Below are 20,201 nucleotides of genomic sequence, written 5' to 3' on the forward strand. Positions count from 1 at the left end.
CTCAACGCGCGGCGGCGCTCTTCTGCATGGATTTGAAGAACAGCGTGATCAGCACGGAAATGATGATCAGCGACACGAAGGAGGCGGCAGCACCGACCCCCATGCGCCAGAAGGTGAAACTCTGGCGGTAGATGTAGAGGGCGATCGTCTCGGTGGCATCGCCCGGCCCGCCCTTGGTGAGCACGAAGATGATGTCGTAGATCTTGAAGGCATCGATGGCGCGCAGGAACAAGAGGCTGATCAGCACCGGCTTCAGCTGCGGCAGCGTGACGTGCAGGAAAACGTCGATGTTGGAATTGCCGTCGATGCGCGCTGCCTCATAGGGTTCCGGGGACAGGCTTTGCAGGGCGGCGGCCGTGCCCATCATCACGAAGGGCGTCCATTGCCAGATGTCGGCAATGGCGATCGCCGTCAGCGCCCATTGCGTGCTGGTGATCCACGGGATCGGGTTGATGCCGATCAGGCCGATGAAATAGTTGAAATAGCCGAGTTCCGGAAAATAGATGAAGAGCCAGACGAGGCCGACGATGACCGGCGAGATCATCATGGGAATGAGCAGCAATGTGCGGATCGCCGCCATGCCGGGCAGGCGCTGCGTCACCAGCAGGGCGAGGCCGACGCCGATGACGAACTGGAAAAACAGCGTCACCCCCATCAGCTTGAAGGTGATCAGCATGCTGTGCAGGAACGGCCCGGAGGTCAGCACTTCCTGGAAGTTGGCAAGGCCGACGAAGATGCGCGGGATGAACGGTTTCGCCAGATCGTAGTTGCGAAAGCTCAGATAGAGCGCATAGAGCATCGGATAGATGGTCGTGAGGAAAAGCACGGTCGCCGTCGGCAGCAGGAATACGCCCGCGATCGTCCTGTTGCGTCTGTTGACATAGCCCATGGCACCCTCCCGCATGTCATTTCATTCCGCGCTCCGGCCAAGGCGGCCGGAGCGCGGGGTTGGCGCTTATTTCTGCAGCACGGTGACCGGTGCGTCGTTGATCCAGCGAAGCCGCTGTTCGACCGGGAACATCGACAGGCGCGAATTGACCGCGGTGCAGGCGTTGTTCAGCGCCTCCTGTGCGGTTGCCGTCTCGCCGGCCATGTACTTGGAGAGTTCGACGCCAAAATTTTCCTCCACGTCCGCGTAGAACGGATGGAAGATGCGGCGGCGCGCGTTCGTCTGGGTGTCGAGCAGCACCTTGTAGTAGGGGTACTTCTCCTGAAGGGCGGGATCGGCGAGGATCGACTTGCGGAACTGGCTGATGCCCCAGCCTTCATCGGCAAGGCGGCGCATGATCTTCTCGCCGGTGCCCCACTTGATGAAGGCCCAGGCGGCTTCCTTCTCCTGGTCGGAAACCTTGGCGTTGATGGCGAAGGACAGCGAGCCGGTATAGGTCGGCTGCGGCTTGCCGTCTTCTGTCGGGCTGCCGGAGAAGCCGGCCTTGCCGAGCGTCGGCAGCTTGGCTTCCTCCGGGTTCGTCAGGCGCACGGTGCGCACGCTCCAGTAACCGGAAAGCGCCGTCTCGCCGCGTTCCATGTAGCCGGACTGGATGTCCCACATCAGGCCGAGATAATCCGGCGGATTGAAGGGAACGAGCGACTTCATGAACTCCGCCGCCTTGACATGCGGCTCGCCGGTCATGGCGCAAAGGCCGGTCGCCGGATCCCAATAGTCGCCGCCGAAGCCGCGCATGATCGGGAAATAGTCATGCGTGATTGCACCCTGCACTCGGCTGTAGGACTCGGCATTGCCGTAAAAATCCTGTTCCAGCACCTTGCCGGCGAGCGTGTCGCCCTTCTTGCGGGTGAAGAATTCGGCAATGTCGTGGAACTGCTGCCAGGTGGCGGGCGGCGCGAGATCGTAGTTGTACTTGGCCTTGAAGGCCTCCTTCTCGCCGGCATCGTCGAACAGGTCCTGGCGATAGTTGACGTGCCAGATCATGCCGGAGGCCGGGAAGGCGAGCAGTTGGCCCTGCCAGCTATTTTCCTGCAACTGCACGGGAATGATGTCGTCGAGGCCGATTTCGGCGGCGTCGCGCTTGGCGTATTCGGTGAGATCCTGCAACGCGCCGGCCTCGCCGAGCATGCCGACCCAGGGGCTATCGACCCAAAGCAGCTGGTAGGTCGGGTTGTCGGAACTCGCTTCGATGATGATCTTGTCGATCAGCCCCGGATAGGGGAGCATGTCGATCTGCACCTTGGCGCCGGTCTGTTCCTCGAACTCGCCGGTGATTTTTGCCAGACGCGTCACCGACGTGTCGCCGATGCCGAGCATCTTCAGCTGCACGCCTTCGAACGGCTTGTCCTGCGACAGCGCGCTGCCGCACATCAGCGCCACGAAACCGGCGGCAAGAACGGATTTCTTCCAAATTCCCATCGAAATGCTCCTCCTCATTCAATGAAACGATTGCAGGACCGCGCCCGGTTTTCCGGACACGGTGGTTCAGTCCCGCTTGCCGGAACCGGCAGGCGGATTGCGCATCCCTCAAAGGGATGGAATGGGGTTTAGGCGTTCGTCACGGGTGACCAGAGTTTCGGCCCGCCATCGGCCTCGTAGCCGAGCGGTCCCGTCATGCTGACGATTTCGAGGAACTGGCCCCAGGGCGCGCGCAGATAGAGCCAGGTCAGCCCCTTCATCGCGCCGGCATCGACATAGGTCGGCCCCTCCAGCACGTCGACGCCCTTCTCCCGCAGCCGTTCGGCCGCGGCCACCGCATCATCGACCTGGAAGGCGACATGGAAACCGCCCGGCTGGCTGTTGCGCTTCAATGCCTCTTGCGTGGTCTCGCCGGAATACTGGAACAGTTCGAGATTGCTGCCATTGCCACAACGCAGCACCTTGATGTTCTCGATGCGGCAATGCTCCGGCACGCCGAGCCGGCGGCGCATGAAGTCGCCGTCCACGTCGACCTTGCCCGTGGTCATCACCGTCACCGCGCCAAAAACCGTCTCGAAGAACGAAACCGCCTCCTCCAGGTCCGGCACCGTGAAGCCGACATGCTCAACGCCGAAAACTTTCAAATTCCCCTCCTCCGCGATCCCATCCCTGAACCGCGAGCCCTCCGCTCGCCGGGGCGACCAGGTCGCCATCAAGTATGTATCTAGTTAGTTATTTATTTAATGCACTATCCGGTTACCATGTCAACTGGGTGATCACGCACGCCTTCGCATGCATGGATAATGCTACGCCCTGCACATGGCGCGCACGCTCTCTTAGGTGAGTATAGTGGGGTTTTCGTCCGGCTTTGGGGAAGCTGGCGGATGAAATCCGAAGGGCCTGCATCACGCAGCGTCGAGCGATGCTTCGGCTCGAATTTGAAACAGAGGCTGTGCTTGGCGGGCTGTCAGAAGATGCGTGACAGGAGCTTCAGCCAGAACCCGAGACGGTCAGACGGTCCTTCAAACTCGCTCCGCTCGCAGAACTGAGCGGGGCAGACCCAGGCTAGCGCAATCATCTGTCGAGACATGTGGTTCTCTCCGGTTTTTGAGCTAATCGCCAAACATCGATCCGTCCGAGCGCAGCGACAATTTCGCAAACAGCGAAAATCCGAAGCGCTCTGACGCAATATCAGGCCAAATCCCGGCGCTCCGTTCCCCTGGAGCGCCGAGCCGCATTTAACCACGAGCACCGGTGATGTACGAAATGATTTCGTCGGTCGTCGTCTGGGGGGTGTGCAGTTCCGCAGCGATCCGGCCGCGGCGGAAGACGTAGACGCGATTGCTCAGCTCCATCACCTGCTTCATATTGTGGCTGACCAGCAGCACCGCCACGCCGCGCGACTGGAGGCCGCGGATGATATCGTGCACATGCGCGGTTTCCTGCACGCCGAGCGCGGCCGTCGGCTCATCCATGATGATGAGCTGCGACCCCCAGCCGGCCGCCCGCGCGATCGCCACACCCTGGCGCTGGCCGCCGGAAAGCCCGCCGACGATATCGCGCACGCCCGGCACGTTGACTCCGATCTCGCTCAGGAGCTGTTCGGCCCGCGCCGTCATCTTGCGCCGGTTCAGGATGCTGAGGCCGCCGAACTTGAAATAGAACTCCTCCCGGCCGAGGAAGAGGTTGGTCAGCACGTCGAGGTGCTCGGCGAGCGACAGATCCTGGTAGACGGTCTCGATGCCGGCCTCGCGCGCATCGCTCGGCCGGTGGAAGGACATTTCCCGGCCGGAGACCATGATCTTGCCTTCGCTCGACGATTGCGCGCCCGACAGGATCTTCACGAAGGTGCTCTTGCCGGCGCCGTTGTCGCCGACGATTGCGACCACCTCTCCGGGCATCACCTTCAGGTTGGCGCCGGAAAGCGCGATGACGCCGCCATAGTGCTTGGCGATGCCGACGGCCTCGACGATCGGCACGGTTGCGTCCGGCTGGACGGGGGCATCTTTGTGCTGAAAGACAGACAGGTGCATGGCACTCTCCCATTCATGCGGTAAAAGGAAGGCCCGCGCCGCCTTCACGGCGCGGGCCGGGCCGGGCCGGATCAATAATCGGCCGGCATTTCTTCGACATTGTCCTTGGTGACGAGCGGCGTCTTGATGATGATCTTCTGATCGACCGTTTCGCCGCGCAGCGCCTTGTCGGCCGCATCCACCGCCAGTTCGGAAAGCAGTGCGGGGCTCTGCGAGACGGTCGCCGTCAGCGTGCCCTCCTGGATGGCGCGGCGCGCGTCCTCCGGATAATCGACCGCGAAGAAGAGGATTTCGTCCCGGCCCTGCGACTTCGCATATTCGGCCGCGGCGACGAGCTCCGGCCCATGCGCGAAGACGGCGTTCAGCTCGCCCTTCGGATATTTCGACAGCCAGTCCTGGATCAGCGCGACGGTCTTGTCGTGCGCCCAGTCGTTCGCCTGCTCTTCGACGATCTTGATGCCGGGCGCTTCCTTGAGGCCGTCATGCTGGCCCTTCGAGCGGCCGATCTGCGGCGATGTGCCGAGGATGCCGGTCATCAGCGCGACATTGCCCTTGCCGCCAAGCAGCTTGATCGCCAGTTCGGCCTGTTCGCGGCCGATCAGCTCCTCGTTGGAGCCGACGAATGCGGTGGCGTTGGCATCCGGCGCAAGGCCCATCGAATAGGAAATGACCGGGATCTTCGCCTCGATCGCCTTCGACACGCTGCCGACCAGGCTGTCCGGATCGGAGGGTGCGACGATGATCGCGTTGAAACCCTGGATGACGAACTGGTCGATCGCGGCATTCATCTGCGCCACGTCATTGCGGCCGTCCGTCACCGTAATTTCGTAGCCGAGCTTCTTGGCATCCGCTTCCAGCGACTTGGCGGCGACGTTCATCCAGGGGTCGACGCCGATATTGTAGATCAGCACGCCGATCTTCTTGGTTTCGGCCATGGCGGGTGCCGCAAGTGCCGCGCCGAGCACGATGCCGAGCGATGCGATGGTGAACAGTCGTCTCGTGATGGTCATTGTAGTCCTCCTGGTTTTACGGCGATTTTTCCGCCGGGTTGGTTCCACTCTTTTCGTGTCTGCTTAGTTCCTGCGGCCGCGGCGCAGGGCTTCGTAACCGACCGCCAGCAGGACGCCCGTCCCCATGAAGGCCGGTTGCCAGAAGGCGGAGATGCTGTAGAGGGTCATCGCGTTGTTGAGGATCGTCAGCGCGAAGATACCGATGACGGCGGATGCGATGCCGCCAACGCCGCCGGAGAGCGGCGTGCCGCCAATGACCACGGCCGCGATCGACAGCAGCGCCCAGGTCGTGCCGGCCTGCGGGCTGCCGATGCCGGCAATCGAGGTGAGCAGCAGCCCGGCGATCGCCGCGGTAACCCCGCCGATGGCGTAGGTGGCGATCAGCACCCGGTCGACGTTGACGCCGGCGCGGCTCGTGCCGACCTTGTTGCTGCCGACCGCGTAGACATGCTGCCCGTAGCGCGTGAAATGCAGCACCAGCGCCAGGACCACGACCACTACGATAAAAACCATGCTCGGGAAGGTGAGCCCGCCGATGTTGAAGAAGCCGAGCTCGCGCCATTCCCGCGGCAGGGGCGCGATCGGGCGCGCCTCGGTCAAGGCATACATGGTGCCGAGGATGATCGCCTGCGTGCCGAAGGTGGAGACGAAGGGGTTCATGCCGACCTTGGCGATGAGACACCCGTTGGCCATGCCGATGAACAGGCCGGTGACAAGGGCCGCGACGATGCCGGCGGGCACGCCGAATGTCAGCGAAACCGCCGCGGCGACACAGCCCGCGGCCGCGGCCGTCGCGCCCACCGACAGGTCGAAACCGCCGGAAATGATCATCAGTTGCATGCCGCAGGCGACAATGCCCACCATCGATGCCTGCTGGATGATGTTCAGGAGGTTTGCCGGGTTGCGGAAATTCGGATTGGCAACGGAGAGCGCGATGATGCTGACCACGAGGACCAGCAGCATCACACGCTGCACCATGCCAGCCGGATGCTGAGGCGCGAAATACCGGCGGAGCGGCCCTGGTTTGCCGGCTACCAGCCGGCCGGTGGCGATATCGGTCATCGCTTTTCCCCTTGAGAATTTTATCGGCGGCGTCACCGGGCGGGACGGCCTGCCGTGCTTGTTATAGAAGACTAGCGGGGTCGGCTGATGTGACAATTTCGCAAAGGGCCAGTTGATGACGCAAGTTGAAGCAGGCTTCGCTTCGTTCATCCGTGCGACAGACTGCTTCACATATTCGCGGCCTGCGCAGTTGCCTCCGCGCTGCCGGCGACGACACTCGACCCATCAAAACAACAGGGACGCCCCGAATGCCGAACTTGATCTCCGATATCCCCGCCAGAAAGCGTATCCGTGCCGGCATGATCGGCGGCGGGCGCGGATCCTTCTTCGCGGGCATCCATCGGGCCGCCATGCGGCTGACGGGCCGGTTCGATGTGGTGGCGGGGGTCTTTTCGTCCGATGCGGCGGTTTCCCGCGAAGCCGGGCAGGCGCTCCGGGTGGCGCCGGACCGCACCTACCGGACCTTTGCCGAGATGGCCGGCGCGGAGGCGGCACGCGAGGACGGCATCGACGTCGCCGTGATCGTCACGCCCAACCACCTGCATTTCGAGCCGTGCCGGCTTTTCCTCGAAGCGGGCATTCCGGTGATCTGCGACAAGCCGCTGGTCAACGCGTCCACTGAAGCGGAAGCGCTCATCCGATTGGCGGCCAGGAACGATACGTTCGCCGCGGTCACCTATACCTATACCGGCTACCCGATGGTGCGCGATGCGCGGGCGCGGGTGCTGAATGGCGAGATCGGCGAGGTCAAATTCCTCTATGTCGAATACCTGCTCGAATGGCTGGCGGGCGACCCGGCCAAGCTCGGCAAGGGCGGTGTGTGGCGGGGCGATCCCGGCAAGGCGGGGCCGACAGGCGCGCTCGGCGACGTCGGCACCCATGCTTTCAACATCCTGGAATTCGTCTCCGGCCGGCGTTGCATGGCGGTGAATGCAAAACTCTCGACCACGGTCGATGGTTTCGGCCTCGACGATACGGCCGTGGTACAGATGGAGTTCGAGGGCGGCGCGGATGGCCTGCTCTGGTGCAGCCTGGCGGCACCCGGCCATCGCAACGGCCTGCGCTTCAAGATCGTCGGCACCAAGGGCACGCTGGAATGGCGGCAGGAGCAGCCGGAGACGCTACAGCTTTCCCGCCTGGGCAAAGCCGACCTCACCTACCGGCGCGGCGCGGATGACATGACCGAGGAGGCGGCCGCCTGCGTCAGCCTGCCCGCCGGCAATCCGGAAGCCTATCTCGAGGCGCTCGCCGTGCTCTATTCGGACTATGCGGATGCTCTCGAAGCCGGTCCCGGCTGGCGCGCCGCGCAAAGGACGCCGCTTGCCGACCTGACGGAAGGTCTTCGCGGCGTGCGCCTGTCGGAAGTCTGCCTGCGCTCATCCGAAACGAAGACTTGGCAGGCGTTCCCGCAAAGCTGATGTGCGCCGCACCCGGGCGATATCTGGCGCAATGTGACGCAAACGGCCGGAATTCCGCTTCTCCGCTATTTTGGCCGATGGTAGAACCGTCAGGGTCGAAAGCGCGCGCCATGCCATACAGTTGCGGACGACCAAACACTCCATCATCATCGTGGGAACGACATGCAGGACTATGACGTCATCATCATCGGAAGCGGCGTCGGCGGCAGCGTCACGGCGCGCCGGCTTGCGGAAAACGGCGCGCGCGTCCTGATCCTGGAGCGCGGCGAGGTCGTGCCCCGCGAGCCGGAAAACTGGAGCGTCGACACGGTCTTCTTCCAAAAAAAATACAAGGCGAAGGACAGCTGGCTCGACCGCAACGACAAGCCGTTCGATCCCGGCATGTATTACAATGTGGGCGGTTCGACCAAGTTCTATGGAGCAGCGCTCTTCCGGCTCAGGGAACGGGATTTCGAGGCGCTCGAACATCACGGCGGCGTCTCCCCGGCCTGGCCGATGCGCTATGCCGACCTCGCACCCTATTACGACCAGGCAGAAGCGATGTTCCGCGTCCATGGCGACGACGCCGGCGACAGGACCGCGCCGCAGCGCAGCCGGCCGTTTCCGTTCAGTGCGGTACCCTCGGAGCCGGTCGTGGCACGGATGGCGGAGCGGTTTCGCAGCCAGGGCATCTCGCCTTCCGCCCTGCCGAACGGCGTCAATGCCGGAGCCGCCGGCACCTGCATCCTCTGTCGGACCTGCGACGGCTTTCCCTGCAAGATCGGGCAGAAGAACGATGCGGAGACCTGCGCGCTCGAACCCGCCCTGCTGACCGGCCGGGTCGACCTGAAGACGAAGACCTTGGCAAGGCGCCTGATCCTCTCCCCGGATGGCAAGCGGATTGAGGCGGTCGAGGTGGATGAAGGCGGCGAGATCAAACGTTACGCCGCGCCGCTCTTCATCGTCGCGTGCAATGCCGTCAACAGCGCGGCCCTGCTGCTGCGCTCGGCAGACAGCGCCGCGCCGAAGGGCGTCGCGAACAGTTCCGATGTCGTCGGCCGCCACTACATGGTTCACAACCAGACGGCGCTGATGGGACTGTCCCACCGGGTGAATTCCACGAGATTCCAGAAGACCTTGGCCATCAACGACTGGTATTTCGGCGACGACGCCTTTCCCTGGCCGATGGGCCATATGCAGATGCTCGGAAAGCTGCAAGGCGGCATGCTGACGGCCAACGTGCCCTGTCTGCCGAAATTCCTCGGCAACGAAATGGCGCGCCACGGCATGGACTGGATCGCACTGTCGGAGGACCTGCCCGACCCGAACAACCGCGTCACGCTCGCGGGCAAGTCCATCAAGCTTTCGGTCACGCTCAACAACATGCAGGGCCATCTCGAACTGGTGAAGCGCATGAAACGCGCGCTAAGGCGGGCCGGCTATCCGATCGTCGTCACCAAGTCCCTCGTGGCGCATGCCACGGCACACCAGTGCGGCACCGTGCGGATGGGAGACGACCCCGCCACATCCGCCCTCGATCCCTACTGTCGCACCTGGGACCACCACAACCTTTTCGTCATCGACGCCTCGTTCTTCCCGGCCTCGGCGGCGGTGAACCCGGCATTGACGATCGCCGCGCAGGCGCTTCGGGCGGCCGACCACATCCTCGCCAACGATCTTGCAGTGTCGCCTTAATCGACGCTGCTCAGATATTGCTGAACCTCGGTCGGGATCGACCGGTCGCCCTTTTCCAGGGTCGTAACGCGCTCCAGGTGTTCGCGATTCAAGAGGCCCGGCCCGCGAAAATGCATCGCCACCTTGGTCGAATAGGGTGGGCGCAGCATCGTCGCGGCGATGCCGCTGGTGATGCCCATCAGGAAACTCTTCGAGCTCCTCTGCACCGGCGCATAGATGCCGAACGTCATCTCGTTCTTCTGGACGGCCTCGAAATCGAGCGAAAAGATCCGGCCGTCCAGCGGAATGGTGAAGCCGTGATACTTGAAAACGAAATCGATCTTGTCCGGGCTTTCGAGGTTCGGAAAACGCTCGATGTAATAGTGCTGCAAAAAGTCCCGGTTGCGGTAGATGCAATAGGCCGAGCGCAGAACCTTGCCCTTGTAGATGCTCGAATACTGATAGCGGTCGTAGACGCCGATATATTCGTCGCCTGACGATTTTTCGTCGACCAGCAGCGTGTCGAGGAACGGCGCCATGCGCTTCGAATTGCGCAGGGTATCGATGGCGTGGAAGTAGTTCCCCTCCATCAGCGTGCGAAATTCTTCCGGATCGGCGAAAAGAACCGACCGGCTCAGCCCGAAGAAATTGGCGATGAGGCGCTGGTTCTGCACCGACGGCAGGTGCAGGCCCGACAGGTACTTGTTGAACTGCTGCCGGTTGATCTTGATCTTGCGACAGATGTTGGAGACCGTTCCCTGCCGCTCGCAGAGAAATCTCAGGTTGGCGCCCAAATTCCGGGCCTGGGCGGTCTCGTTGACGTCCGTGTTCACGCTTCGATCCTGACAGGTGATTGATCACCGAAAATGCGTCAGTTTGCGCCAAGTATCAAGGCCCTGCGAAATTGTCGCTTCAGGTCCGTTGTCACACTCTCCTGCCACGAGAACACGCGGTGCCGCCCTGCCCTCCGAGGCAGGCAACCGCGGACCAGAAGCAGGACAAGGCCATGATAAGACAGATCAAACGCCCGCTCGCAGAGGCGTCGCCCTTCCATGACGAGACCATGACCCGCACTGTCCAGGCCCTGATCGCCGAGGTCGAGACGGGTGGCGACGCGGCCGTGCGCCAGATGGCCATCCGTTTCGATGGCCTCGATCGTACGGATTATCGCCTGAGCAGGGTGGAGATCGACGCCTGCGTCAACGCCATCAGCCGCCAGGAGCGCGACGACATCGAATTCGCGCAGGAACAAGTGCGGAATTTCGCCCGGGCGCAGCGCGACACCATGTCCGCGCTCGAAATCGAGACCTTGCCGGGTGTCGTGCTCGGCCACAAGCATGTGCCCGTCGACAGCGTCGGCTGTTATGTGCCCGGCGGCAAATATCCGCTGCTCGCCTCCGCGCACATGACCGTCCTGACCGCGAAAGTGGCCGGTTGCGAGCGGGTGATCACCTGTGCGCCGCCGTTCAAAGGCGCGCCCTCCGCCCTCATCGTCGCGGCGCAGCATCTTGCAGGCGCAGACGAGATCTACGCGCTCGGCGGCGTGCAGGCGATCGCCGCCATGGCGATTGGCACCGAGACGATCAAGCCGGTCAGCGTTCTCGCCGGCCCCGGCAACGCCTATGTCGCCGAGGCAAAACGCCTGCTGTTCGGCCGGGTCGGCATCGATCTCTTCGCCGGACCCACCGAAGTCCTCATCATCGCCGACGACACGGTGGACGGCGAGATCGTCGCAACGGACTTGCTCGGCCAGGCCGAACACGGCACCAACTCGCCCGCGATCCTCATCACCACGTCGGAAACACTCGCCGCCGATACGCTCGCCGAGATCGACCGCCTTCTCGCCATCCTGCCGACCGGCAGGATCGCCGGCGAGGCCTGGCGCAACCATGGCGAGATCATCCTGTGTGACAGCCGGGAGGAGATGCTGGCGGAAGCCGACCGCATCGCTTCCGAGCACGTCCAGGTCATGACCCGCGACGACCAATGGTTCCTCGACAATCTCAGGAACTACGGCGCGCTGTTCCTCGGCGTGCGCACCACGGTCGCCTATGGCGACAAGGTCATCGGAACCAACCACACGCTGCCGACCATGCGGGCGGCCCGCTACACCGGCGGGCTCTGGGTCGGCAAATTCCTGAAGACCTGCACCTATCAGAAAATCCTGACGGACCAAGCTTCCGCCCTCGTGGGGGAATATGCTTCGCGCCTCTGCATCATGGAGGGCTTTGCAGGACATGCGGAACAGGCGAACGTGCGCGTTCGCCGCTACGGACAACGAAATGTCGACTATGCAACCGCGGTCGAACCGGGTGCAGCAAAGAAACTGGAGGTAACGAAATGAAAATCGACAAGACCGTCGAGGGGACCGAAGTTCCGCGCGAGATGACGGGTGGCCAGATCATCGTCGATCATCTCATTCGCGAAGGCGTCACGCATGTCTTCGGCATTCCCGGCCACGGCGACACGGCGCTGATGGACGCCTTCGTCGACCGCAAGGCGGAGATCAACCTGCTTCCCGCCATGCACGAGCAGAACGCTTCCCACATGGCGGACGGCTTTTACCGATCCTCGGGCAAGGTGGCAGCGGTCGTCACATCCATCGGCCCCGGCGCGACCAACACGCTGACCGGCATCGCGACGGCCTTCGCCGATTCCCTGCCGCAACTCGTCATCACCGGCGGCGTGCACACCTACATGATGGGCCGCGGCGTGCTTCAGGAAATCGACCGCCCCCATTCCGACAATTTCCCGCGCATGGCCGAACCCGTCGTCAAGCGCTGGTTCAACCCGAGCCATGTCGAACAGATCCCCAACATGATGGAGCAGGCCTTCAACGCCATGCTCGAGGGGCGCCGGGGACCCGTGCTGCTGAACGTTCCCCAGGATGTCCAGGCCGAAACCGGCAAGGTGATCACCAAGGACGGCAGGAAACGCCGCACGGCCGCCCGCACCTTTGGCGACCCGGCCTACATCGCCGAGGCCGTGGACCTTCTTCTTTCCGCCAACCGCCCGGTCCTTCTCGCCGGCGGCGGCGTGATCACGGCGGAGGCGACCGACGTGCTGCGCGAGATCGCCGAATTCCTGGGCGCTCCCGTCACGACGTCCTTCATGGGCAAGGGCGCGTTTCCGGAAGATCACGAGTTGTTCGCCTGCGCCTGCGGCGACCTCGGCTCCATTCCCGGCAATGCCATGACCCGCTCGGCGGACGTCCTGCTGGCGATTGGCTGCCGGTTCTCCGACCGCATCACCTCCTCCTACCAGCCGGGCGTGACCTTCGACATTCCTAAGACGAAATTGATCCAGATCGATCTCGACGGTTTCGAGATCGGCAAGAACTACCCGGTCGAAGTCGGCATCGTCGGCGATGCGAAGGCCGTCCTGACGGCGATCCTCGCCGGGCTGAAGGAGAAGGGCAAGCCGCGGGCCTACAAGGAGAGCGAACAGTTCCAGGAGCTGCTCCAGCGCAAGGTGGAGTGGGAGGATTTCCTGCGGCCGCTGCGCACCGCGAACGTGCAGCCGATGACCGCCTCCCAGGTGCTCGTCGAGGCCCGCAAGGCCCTGCCGCGCGACACGATCGTGGTAACGGACAGTTCCAACCCGCAGAACCAGGTCTTCAACGAATTCCCGGTCTATGGCCCGCGCCAGCACATCACGCCGGGCGGCATGTCGGGCATCGGCTTTGCGCTTCCCGCGGCCATCGGCGCCAAGCTCGGCAAGCCGGAAGTGCCGGTCTGCGCGATCTTCGGCGACGGCGCGTTCCTGCAGACGGGCACGGAACTCGCGACCGCCGCGATGCTCGGCACGCCGGCCATCTTCCTGGTGATCAACAATGGCGGCTGGGGCGCGATCCGCAACCTCCAGCTCAACATGTTCGGCGAGGACCGCGAGATCATCACGCAGTTCAAGACGCCGGATGGCGAGCCCTGGATGGCCGATGCGGCAGGTGTCGCGAAATCGCTCGGCTGCGAAGCCGAGCGGGTCACCGACCCGGCGGAGATCGGCCCGGCGATCAAGCGGGCGCTTGCATCCGGCAAGCCCTACCTCATCGATGCCATCTGCGCCATCGAACGTCCCTATTCCAACATGCATGTCACGGGATGGTGGGACATCACGGTGCCGGCCTATCTCGGCGATCTGCGCGCCAAATATGTCAAGGGCCGCGGTTTCTGATACCACGGGCCGGCCGGGAAGGCCGGCCCACCACCGGATCGAGGACATATGACCGAGAACAACCGCACACGCCCCCTCGCCTTCGACGGCACCTTCGTGAAGGCGCATATGGTGGAAGACGCCCGCGACTATCGCACGACGGGCGTCGTCACGAACCTTTCCGGCAAGCCGATGTATATTGCCGGCGACCCGATCGGCGTCATCCCCGCCTGGCGATCGACGATCCTGCGGGACGGCGTCATCATCAGCGGCGATCGCGCCTCGATCGTCGACGTTCCCGGCGACATCAATCTCGGCGGCATCGCGCTCGACGACTGGGAATGGCTCGGCGTGTCGAAGCCCGATTTCCCGCGCCGCACGCCGCTCTACATTTCGGCGAAGGATATTATCGGCCAGGTCGAGCTCAACCCGTGGGCGCTGTCGAACCATCCGGAGCCGAAGGACGAGCTCCAGCGGTTCGACATCCAGCTCAATCTCTGGTGGGCGCCAGCCCGCACCGATGCCGGCATCCACAACACGCACAGCTTCATCGAGCTGCACACGCAGATCTTCGGCCAGGGGCGCATCCAGCTGTTCCGGGACAAGGCAGGCACCGACCTCTATCGCGAGATCAGCGCAGCGCCCGGCGACACCCACGACCCGATCGTCTGGGTCGAGGACAAGCGAACCTTCACCTATCCCTGGCACCGCGGCTGGACCGATACGGACGCGATCTGGATGGCGATCGAGTTCCACCCGACCGACTAACGGCCGGGTGGTCGTCTCGAACGCCGGGCATCATCCCTTGCGCGTGACCAGGCGCGTGTCGAGATAGGCCTGAAGCGCCTCGGCGCCGCCTTCGGTGCCGTGGCCGGAATCCTTGATGCCGCCGAAATGCACCTCGGGCAGTGCCAGGCCCAGATGGTTGATCGAAAGCATGCCCGCTTCGACCTCGTTGCCGAGGCGGGTTGCCGTGGCGCTGCTTCGGGTAAAGGCGAAGGCTGCGAGGCCGTAGGGCAGACGGTTGGCTTCGGTGATCGCCTCGCCGAGATCGCCGAACCGGTTGATCACGGCCACGGGGCCGAAGGGCTCTTCGTTCATGATGCGGGCGGACAGCGGCACGTCGGCCAGCACGGTCGGTTCGAAGAACCAGCCTTCGTTGCCGATGCGGCGCCCGCCCGTCTTCAGCTGCGCGCCATGCTCGACGGCGTCGTTGATCAGGCTCTCCAGCATCGGGATGCGGCGCTCGTTTGCGAGCGGCCCCATCTCGACATCGGCATCGAGGCCGTTGCCGACGCGGATCGCCTTGGCGCCGGCCGCAAAACGCTCGGTGAAGGCGTCGGCGATCTTCTCCTGTACGAGGAACCGCGTGGGCGAAACGCAGACCTGTCCGGCATTGCGGAACTTGTTGGTGACCATCAGGTCGACGGCAAGGTCGAGATCCGCGTCCTCGGCGACGATGACCGGCGCGTGGCCGCCCAACTCCATGGTCGCACGCTTCATATGCGCGCCGGCCAATGCGGCGAGTTGCTTGCCGACCGGCGTCGAGCCGGTGAAGGAGATCTTGCGGATGACGGGATGCGGGATGAGATATTCCGAGATTTCGGCCGGAACGCCATAGACGAGGTTGATGACGCCGGCCGGAATGCCCGCGTCTGCGAAGGCGCGAATGAGGGCGGCTGGCGATGCCGGCGTTTCCTCCGGCGCCTTGACGATGATCGTGCAGCCCGCGGCAAGTGCCGCGGAGAGTTTGCGCACGACCTGGTTGATCGGGAAATTCCACGGCGTGAAGGCCGCGACCGGCCCGACGGGCTTCTTCAGGGTGATCTGGAGAATATCCGGTGCGCGGGAGGGAATGACCTGGCCGTAGGTGCGCTGCGCCTCGCCGGCGAACCACTCGATGATGTCGGCGCCGGCGAGCGTTTCAATGCGCGATTGCGCGACCGGCTTGCCCTGCTCCATCGTCATCATCACGGCGATCTCGTCCGCCCGCTCGCGCAGGATATCGGCCGCGCGGCGCATCAGCCGGGAACGTTCGTAGGCCGAGGTCGCGCTCCATTGCGGGAAGGTGCGCTCGGCCGCGGCCAGCGCCTCATCCAGATCCGCGCGATCCGCCCAGGCAACGCTGCCGATCGGCTGCGCCGTCGCCGGGTTGAGGACTGGGATGGTCTTGCCGCCGGCGGCCGGGCGCCAGACGCCGTCTATGAAAAGCACTGTATCGGGATAGGTCGTCATCGTATGGTCCTTACATCCAGTTCGTATCGGTTCGGCCGGCCTGGCACAGCGGCCCGCCACGTCGTCGCGGAAAGCCATAGCCGTGAACCTCCACTAGGTCGATATCGGCAGCGCCGGTTGCAATGCCTTCGGCGAGAATTGCATGGCCTTCACGCCACCGCCCCTTCGACGGAGCGCGAGACCGGCGGAGTGCCGATATCGCGGCAGGCGACGATGCCCGCAAGCGCCAGGTTTTCGATCCGCGTATCGTCGAAACCCAGAACGTCGCGCAGCACGTCTCTGGTGTCTTCGCCCAAGAGCGGCGGCGCCTTGGGATTGCTGTGTGCCTGGGCGGCAAGGCCGTGGGCGGGCCGGATGAGCGCGACGATGCCGAGCTCGGGATGTTCCAGATGCTGCACCACGCCGCGTGCCGTGACACTCTGGCTTCTGAGGGCCTCGGAGACGGATTTGACCTGACCGGCCGGCACGCTCGCTTCGAGGCAGGCCGTCAGCCAGTGTTCGCAACTCTCCCGACTTATGATGTCGGCGAGCATCGGAAGCAACTCGTCGCGATGCAGGGCACGCTGGTGGGAGGTGAGAAAGCGGGGATCGCGTCCGAGCTCCGGCCGGCCGATCACCTTCTCGCAGAAATCCACGAACATCCGGTCATTGCCGACCGCGAGTGCGAAGGTGCCGTCGGCCGCCTCGAAGATCTGGTAGGGCACGACGGTCGGATGCGCGTTGCCGTAGCGCGTCGGCTCGACGCCGGCGTTGAGATATCCCGTCCCGACATTGATGAGCAGGTTCAGCGTGGCATCGAGCAGCGCCACGTCGATATACTGTCCCCGCCCCGTATCCCGGCGCTGGTAGAGTGCGGCGAGGATGGACTGGGTGGCGATCATGCCGGCCACGACGTCGGTGAAGGCAACGCCTAGCCGGTTCGGCGGGCCGTCCACCTGGCCGGTGATCGACATGAGGCCGCTTTCCGCCTGCATGATGAAATCGTAACCCGGCCGGTCACGCTCGGGGCCGGTCTGGCCGTATCCGGAGATCGCGCAATAGACGATGCCCGGATTGATCGCCTTGATATGCTCGTAGCCGATGCCGAGCCGTTCGACCGTGCCGGCGCGAAAGTTTTCGACGACGACGTCGGCCTTGGCGGCGAGATCGAGCACGATCTGCCGGCCTTCCGGCGTCTTCAAATCGAGCGCGATGCTCTGCTTGCCGCGGTTGGCGCAGAGATAGTAGGTGCTGACCCCCTTGAAGTTCGGGACGGACCAGGCGCGCGTGTCGTCGCCGCCTTTGATGTTCTCGATCTTCCAGACCTCGGCGCCGAGGTCCCCGAGGCTCATGGTCGTCCATGGCCCGGCGAGGACGCGCGTCAAATCGAGGACACGAATGCCCTCAAGCGGCAGTCTCATTTCCGTCATTACGCTCCTCCAGGCCCGCCTTTTTCGCGGGCCGACAAACCTGTCTCCATGGCATTCGGAAAGTGGCAGGCGACCGAATGGCCTTCCTCTCGTTCGCTCAGCGGCGGCTCCACCTCGGCGCAAAGCGGTTGGGCAATGGGGCATCGCGTCCGGAAGCGGCAGCCGGACGGCGGGTTGAGCGGGCTCGGCAGGTCGCCTTTCAGCACGATGCGCGAGCGGCTGCGCTCCAGCGCCGGGTTGGCCAGCGGCACGGCGGACATCAGGGCCTGGGTATAGGGATGCATCGGCGCCCGATAGAGCCGGCGCTTTTCCGCGATCTCGACGATCTTGCCGAGATACATGACAGCCACGCGGTCGGAAATGTGCTGCACGACGGACAGGTCATGCGCGATGAAGAGATAGGCGGTGCCGAAATCCCGCTGGATATCCTTCAGGAGATTGAGCACGCCCGCCTGCACGGAGACGTCGAGCGCCGAGACCGGCTCGTCGAGAACGAGCAGTTCCGGCTTCAGCGCAAGCGCACGGGCAATCACTACGCGCTGGCGCTGGCCGCCGGAGAGTTCGTGCGGATAGCGCTGGCCATGCTCCGGATTGAGCCGGACGAGATCCAGCATCTCCCTGACCCGCTCCTTGCGCTGCATTGGCGAGAGATCACTGATGCGCAGCGGCTCCGCGATGTTTTCAGCCACCCGCATGCGCGGATGAAGCGACGCATAAGGATCCTGGAAGACGAGCTGGATCTTGCGGCGCAGCGCGCGCATTTCGGCCGGGTTCGCCTCGTTGATGTTCTGCCCGCGAAACAGGGTCTGCCCGCTGGAGGGCTCGATCAGCCGCAGGATGCAGCGGCCCAAAGTGGACTTGCCGCAGCCGGACTCGCCGACCAGCCCCAGCGTTTCGCCGGGTTTGACGTCGAAGGAGACGCTGGTCACGGCGTTGACCTGGGCAATCTCCCGCTCGAAGATCACGCCGCCGGTGACGGAAAAGCGCTTCGAGAGATCGCGCACGGAGAGAATGGGTTCCGGTCCGGTCATGCGGCGCTCCCGATCGGCAGGGTGGCGAAATGGCAGGCTGCCGTGTGAGCGCCGTCTGCGCGAACCGGCGGCGCTGTGTGCCGGCAAATCTCCTGCGCCTGCGGACAGCGCGGATGGAAGGCGCATCCGCCCGGCAACTTTCCGAGCGGCGGCGGCGCGCCGTCGATCGAGAAGAGGCGCTCCTTTTCCTCCGCCATGTTGGGGATCGAGGCGATGAGCCCACGCGTATAGGGATGGGCCGGCCGCGCGAAGAGATCGTCCACGCCGGCCTGTTCCACGATCTCGCCGGAATAGACCACCGCGACCCGGTCGGCATGGCCTGCGAGCACGCCAAGATCGTGGGTGATGAGGATCAGCCCGAGGTTCAGCCGCTTCCGGAGATCCGTCAGCACATCCATGATCTGCGCCTGGACGGTGACGTCGAGCGCCGTCGTCGGCTCGTCGGCAATCAGCAGGTCCGGATCGTTGGCGACCGCCATCGCGATCATCACCCGCTGGCGCATGCCGCCGGAGAACTCGTGCGGGAACTGGTGGATGCGCCGGTCGGGTTGGGGAATAGCTACGAGGGAAAGCAGCTCGGCGGCGCGGTCCATCGCCGCCTTCTTCGACACGCCGGCATTGTGCAGCCGGATCGTTTCGGCGATCTGGGCGCCGACCGTCATGACGGGATTGAGCGAGGAGAGAGGGTCCTGGAAGATCATCGCGATGCGCGACCCGCGCAGCGTGCGCAGCTGGCTCCTCGGCATGCCGACGAGCTCGCGCCCCTTGAACCGCGCCGATCCGGTGACGGTGGCGGTCTTCGGCTGGAGACCGAGGGCCGACAGCATGCCGACCGACTTGCCCGAGCCGGATTCGCCGACGATGCCGAGCACCTCGCCATGATCGACATGCAGGCTGATGCCGCGCACGGCCTCGAAGGACCGGCCGTCGCGGGTGAAGGAGACACGAAGATCCCGAACAGAAAAGAGGGGTTCCTGCTGCATCATGCCTCTCATTTCGACTTCGGATCGAAGTAGTCGTGCAGACCGTCTCCGATGAAATTGAAGCCCAGCACGATGGTGAGGATGGCAAGGCCCGGACCGAGCGCCACCCACCAGGAATAGAACTGCGCGGCACCGTCGGAGATCATCGAGCCCCATTCCGGCGTCGGCGGCGTGGCGCCGAGACCGATGAAGCTGAGCGATGCGGCGAGCAGGATGACCTGCCCCAGATCCATCGTCGCGCTGATCAGGACCGGCGTCCAACAGAGCGGCAGGATGTGCTTGAAGAGGATGCGCGTCTTTCCGGCCCCGGCGGCGATCGCCGCCTCGACATGTTCCCGCTCGCGGATTTCCAGAACCTGCGCCCGCATCAGCCGGGCATAGACGGGCCACCAGACGATCACCATGGCAACCGTCGCATTTTCAAGGCCCGGCCCGAGCGAGGCCGCCACCGCCATGGCAAGCAGCATGGGCGGAAACGACAGGGTAACATCGACAAGCCGCATGATCGAAGAGCCGAGCAGGCCGCCGGCGTAACCGGAAATCGCGCCCAGCATGGCGCCGATCGCCACGGACAGGGCAACGACGACGATGGCGATGGGGATCGAATGCTGCGCACCGTACAGGGTCCGGCTCAGGACATCGCGGCCGAGCGCATCGGTGCCGAGCCAATGGCTCCAGCTTGGCGCCTGCAGCCGGCGGCCGACCATGTCGAGCGGTGCATAGGGGCTCATCAGCGGTGCCAGCACCGTGACGGCGAGCCAGAAGACCACGATGGCGACGCCAATGGCGAGCGGGACGGATAGCCATGCCGGGCGGCGGAAGGTGCTGAGGGTCGCTGTGTTCATGG

At 64.2% G+C, this 20,201-nt stretch carries 17 protein-coding genes; 5 read left to right on the forward strand and 12 right to left on the reverse strand.

Annotated features, from left to right (window positions below; all coding sequences use genetic code 11):
• Position 1: 1 nt before the first annotated feature.
• From VGN93_RS24545 to VGN93_RS24570, 6 genes are all read right to left on the reverse strand, one after another.
• Positions 2 to 889, reverse strand: coding sequence for a sugar ABC transporter permease (locus VGN93_RS24545; RefSeq protein WP_327509607.1), 888 nt, complete (start codon positions 887 to 889; stop codon positions 2 to 4).
• A 66-nt stretch (positions 890 to 955) separates the two neighbouring features.
• Positions 956 to 2,368 (reverse strand): extracellular solute-binding protein, encoded by a 1,413-nt coding sequence (locus VGN93_RS24550; protein WP_327509608.1) that lies wholly within the window; start codon positions 2,366 to 2,368, stop codon positions 956 to 958.
• Positions 2,369 to 2,496: 128 nt separating this feature from the next.
• On the reverse strand, positions 2,497 to 3,012 hold the full coding sequence (locus VGN93_RS24555) for a VOC family protein (RefSeq protein ID WP_327509609.1): 516 nt from the start codon (positions 3,010 to 3,012) through the stop codon (positions 2,497 to 2,499).
• Positions 3,013 to 3,606: 594 nt separating this feature from the next.
• Positions 3,607 to 4,401 (reverse strand): ATP-binding cassette domain-containing protein, encoded by a 795-nt coding sequence (locus VGN93_RS24560; RefSeq protein ID WP_327509610.1) that lies wholly within the window; start codon positions 4,399 to 4,401, stop codon positions 3,607 to 3,609.
• A 71-nt stretch (positions 4,402 to 4,472) separates the two neighbouring features.
• Positions 4,473 to 5,411, reverse strand: a complete 939-nt coding sequence (locus VGN93_RS24565; protein WP_327509611.1) for a sugar ABC transporter substrate-binding protein — start codon at positions 5,409 to 5,411, stop codon at positions 4,473 to 4,475.
• A gap of 63 nt (positions 5,412 to 5,474) precedes the next feature.
• A complete protein-coding gene (locus VGN93_RS24570; protein ID WP_319312975.1) occupies positions 5,475 to 6,473 on the reverse strand; it encodes an ABC transporter permease in 999 nt (332 codons plus the stop codon).
• 248 nt (positions 6,474 to 6,721) lie between these two features.
• On the opposite strand from VGN93_RS24570, the gene VGN93_RS24575 reads away from it, so the two are divergent.
• A complete protein-coding gene (locus VGN93_RS24575; RefSeq protein ID WP_327509612.1) occupies positions 6,722 to 7,891 on the forward strand; it encodes a Gfo/Idh/MocA family oxidoreductase in 1,170 nt (389 codons plus the stop codon).
• A gap of 162 nt (positions 7,892 to 8,053) precedes the next feature.
• Positions 8,054 to 9,565, forward strand: coding sequence for a GMC family oxidoreductase (locus tag VGN93_RS24580; protein WP_327509613.1), 1,512 nt, complete (start codon positions 8,054 to 8,056; stop codon positions 9,563 to 9,565).
• On the opposite strand, the gene VGN93_RS24585 is transcribed toward VGN93_RS24580, so the two are convergent.
• A complete protein-coding gene (locus tag VGN93_RS24585) occupies positions 9,562 to 10,377 on the reverse strand; it encodes a helix-turn-helix domain-containing protein (protein WP_327509614.1) in 816 nt (271 codons plus the stop codon). The two genes, VGN93_RS24580 and VGN93_RS24585, sit on opposite strands and share 4 nt — an antisense overlap.
• 173 nt (positions 10,378 to 10,550) lie before the next feature.
• Between VGN93_RS24585 and hisD the strand changes: the two genes are divergently transcribed.
• The 3 genes from hisD to VGN93_RS24600 are packed head-to-tail and all read left to right on the forward strand — an operon-like array spanning position 10,551 to position 14,464.
• Positions 10,551 to 11,888 (forward strand): histidinol dehydrogenase, encoded by a 1,338-nt coding sequence (gene hisD / locus VGN93_RS24590; RefSeq protein ID WP_327509615.1) that lies wholly within the window; start codon positions 10,551 to 10,553, stop codon positions 11,886 to 11,888.
• The gene (locus VGN93_RS24595) at positions 11,885 to 13,717 is read left to right on the forward strand and encodes a thiamine pyrophosphate-binding protein (RefSeq protein ID WP_327509617.1); all 1,833 of its coding nucleotides are present in this window, start codon (positions 11,885 to 11,887) and stop codon (positions 13,715 to 13,717) included. The genes hisD and VGN93_RS24595 overlap by 4 nt, the downstream gene beginning before the upstream one ends.
• 48 nt (positions 13,718 to 13,765) lie before the next feature.
• Positions 13,766 to 14,464 carry a hypothetical protein gene (locus tag VGN93_RS24600; RefSeq protein ID WP_327509618.1) on the forward strand — a complete coding sequence of 233 codons (699 nt, stop codon included), beginning with the start codon at positions 13,766 to 13,768 and terminating at the stop codon, positions 14,462 to 14,464.
• Between the two features lie 30 nt (positions 14,465 to 14,494).
• Here the strand turns inward: VGN93_RS24600 and VGN93_RS24605 are convergent, their stop codons facing one another.
• From VGN93_RS24605 to VGN93_RS24625, 5 genes are all read right to left on the reverse strand, one after another.
• Positions 14,495 to 15,931, reverse strand: a complete 1,437-nt coding sequence (locus tag VGN93_RS24605; protein ID WP_327509619.1) for an NAD-dependent succinate-semialdehyde dehydrogenase — start codon at positions 15,929 to 15,931, stop codon at positions 14,495 to 14,497.
• Positions 15,932 to 16,080: 149 nt separating this feature from the next.
• Complete coding sequence (locus VGN93_RS24610; protein ID WP_327509620.1) at positions 16,081 to 17,340, reverse strand: CaiB/BaiF CoA-transferase family protein; 1,260 nt, start codon at positions 17,338 to 17,340, stop codon at positions 16,081 to 16,083.
• Entirely contained in the window at positions 17,340 to 18,371 is a 1,032-nt protein-coding gene (locus tag VGN93_RS24615) for a dipeptide ABC transporter ATP-binding protein (protein ID WP_327509621.1), read from the reverse strand. The genes VGN93_RS24610 and VGN93_RS24615 overlap by 1 nt, the downstream gene beginning before the upstream one ends.
• Entirely contained in the window at positions 18,368 to 19,366 is a 999-nt protein-coding gene (locus tag VGN93_RS24620) for an ABC transporter ATP-binding protein (protein WP_414714164.1), read from the reverse strand. Before VGN93_RS24620 ends, VGN93_RS24615 begins: the two co-directional genes overlap by 4 nt.
• On the reverse strand, positions 19,363 to 20,199 hold the full coding sequence (locus VGN93_RS24625; protein ID WP_327509623.1) for an ABC transporter permease: 837 nt from the start codon (positions 20,197 to 20,199) through the stop codon (positions 19,363 to 19,365). The genes VGN93_RS24620 and VGN93_RS24625 overlap by 4 nt, the downstream gene beginning before the upstream one ends.
• Positions 20,200 to 20,201 lie beyond the last annotated feature (2 nt).

The sequence above is a fragment of the Shinella sp. genome (genome assembly GCF_035998705.1).
GTDB lineage: Bacteria > Pseudomonadota > Alphaproteobacteria > Rhizobiales > Rhizobiaceae > Shinella.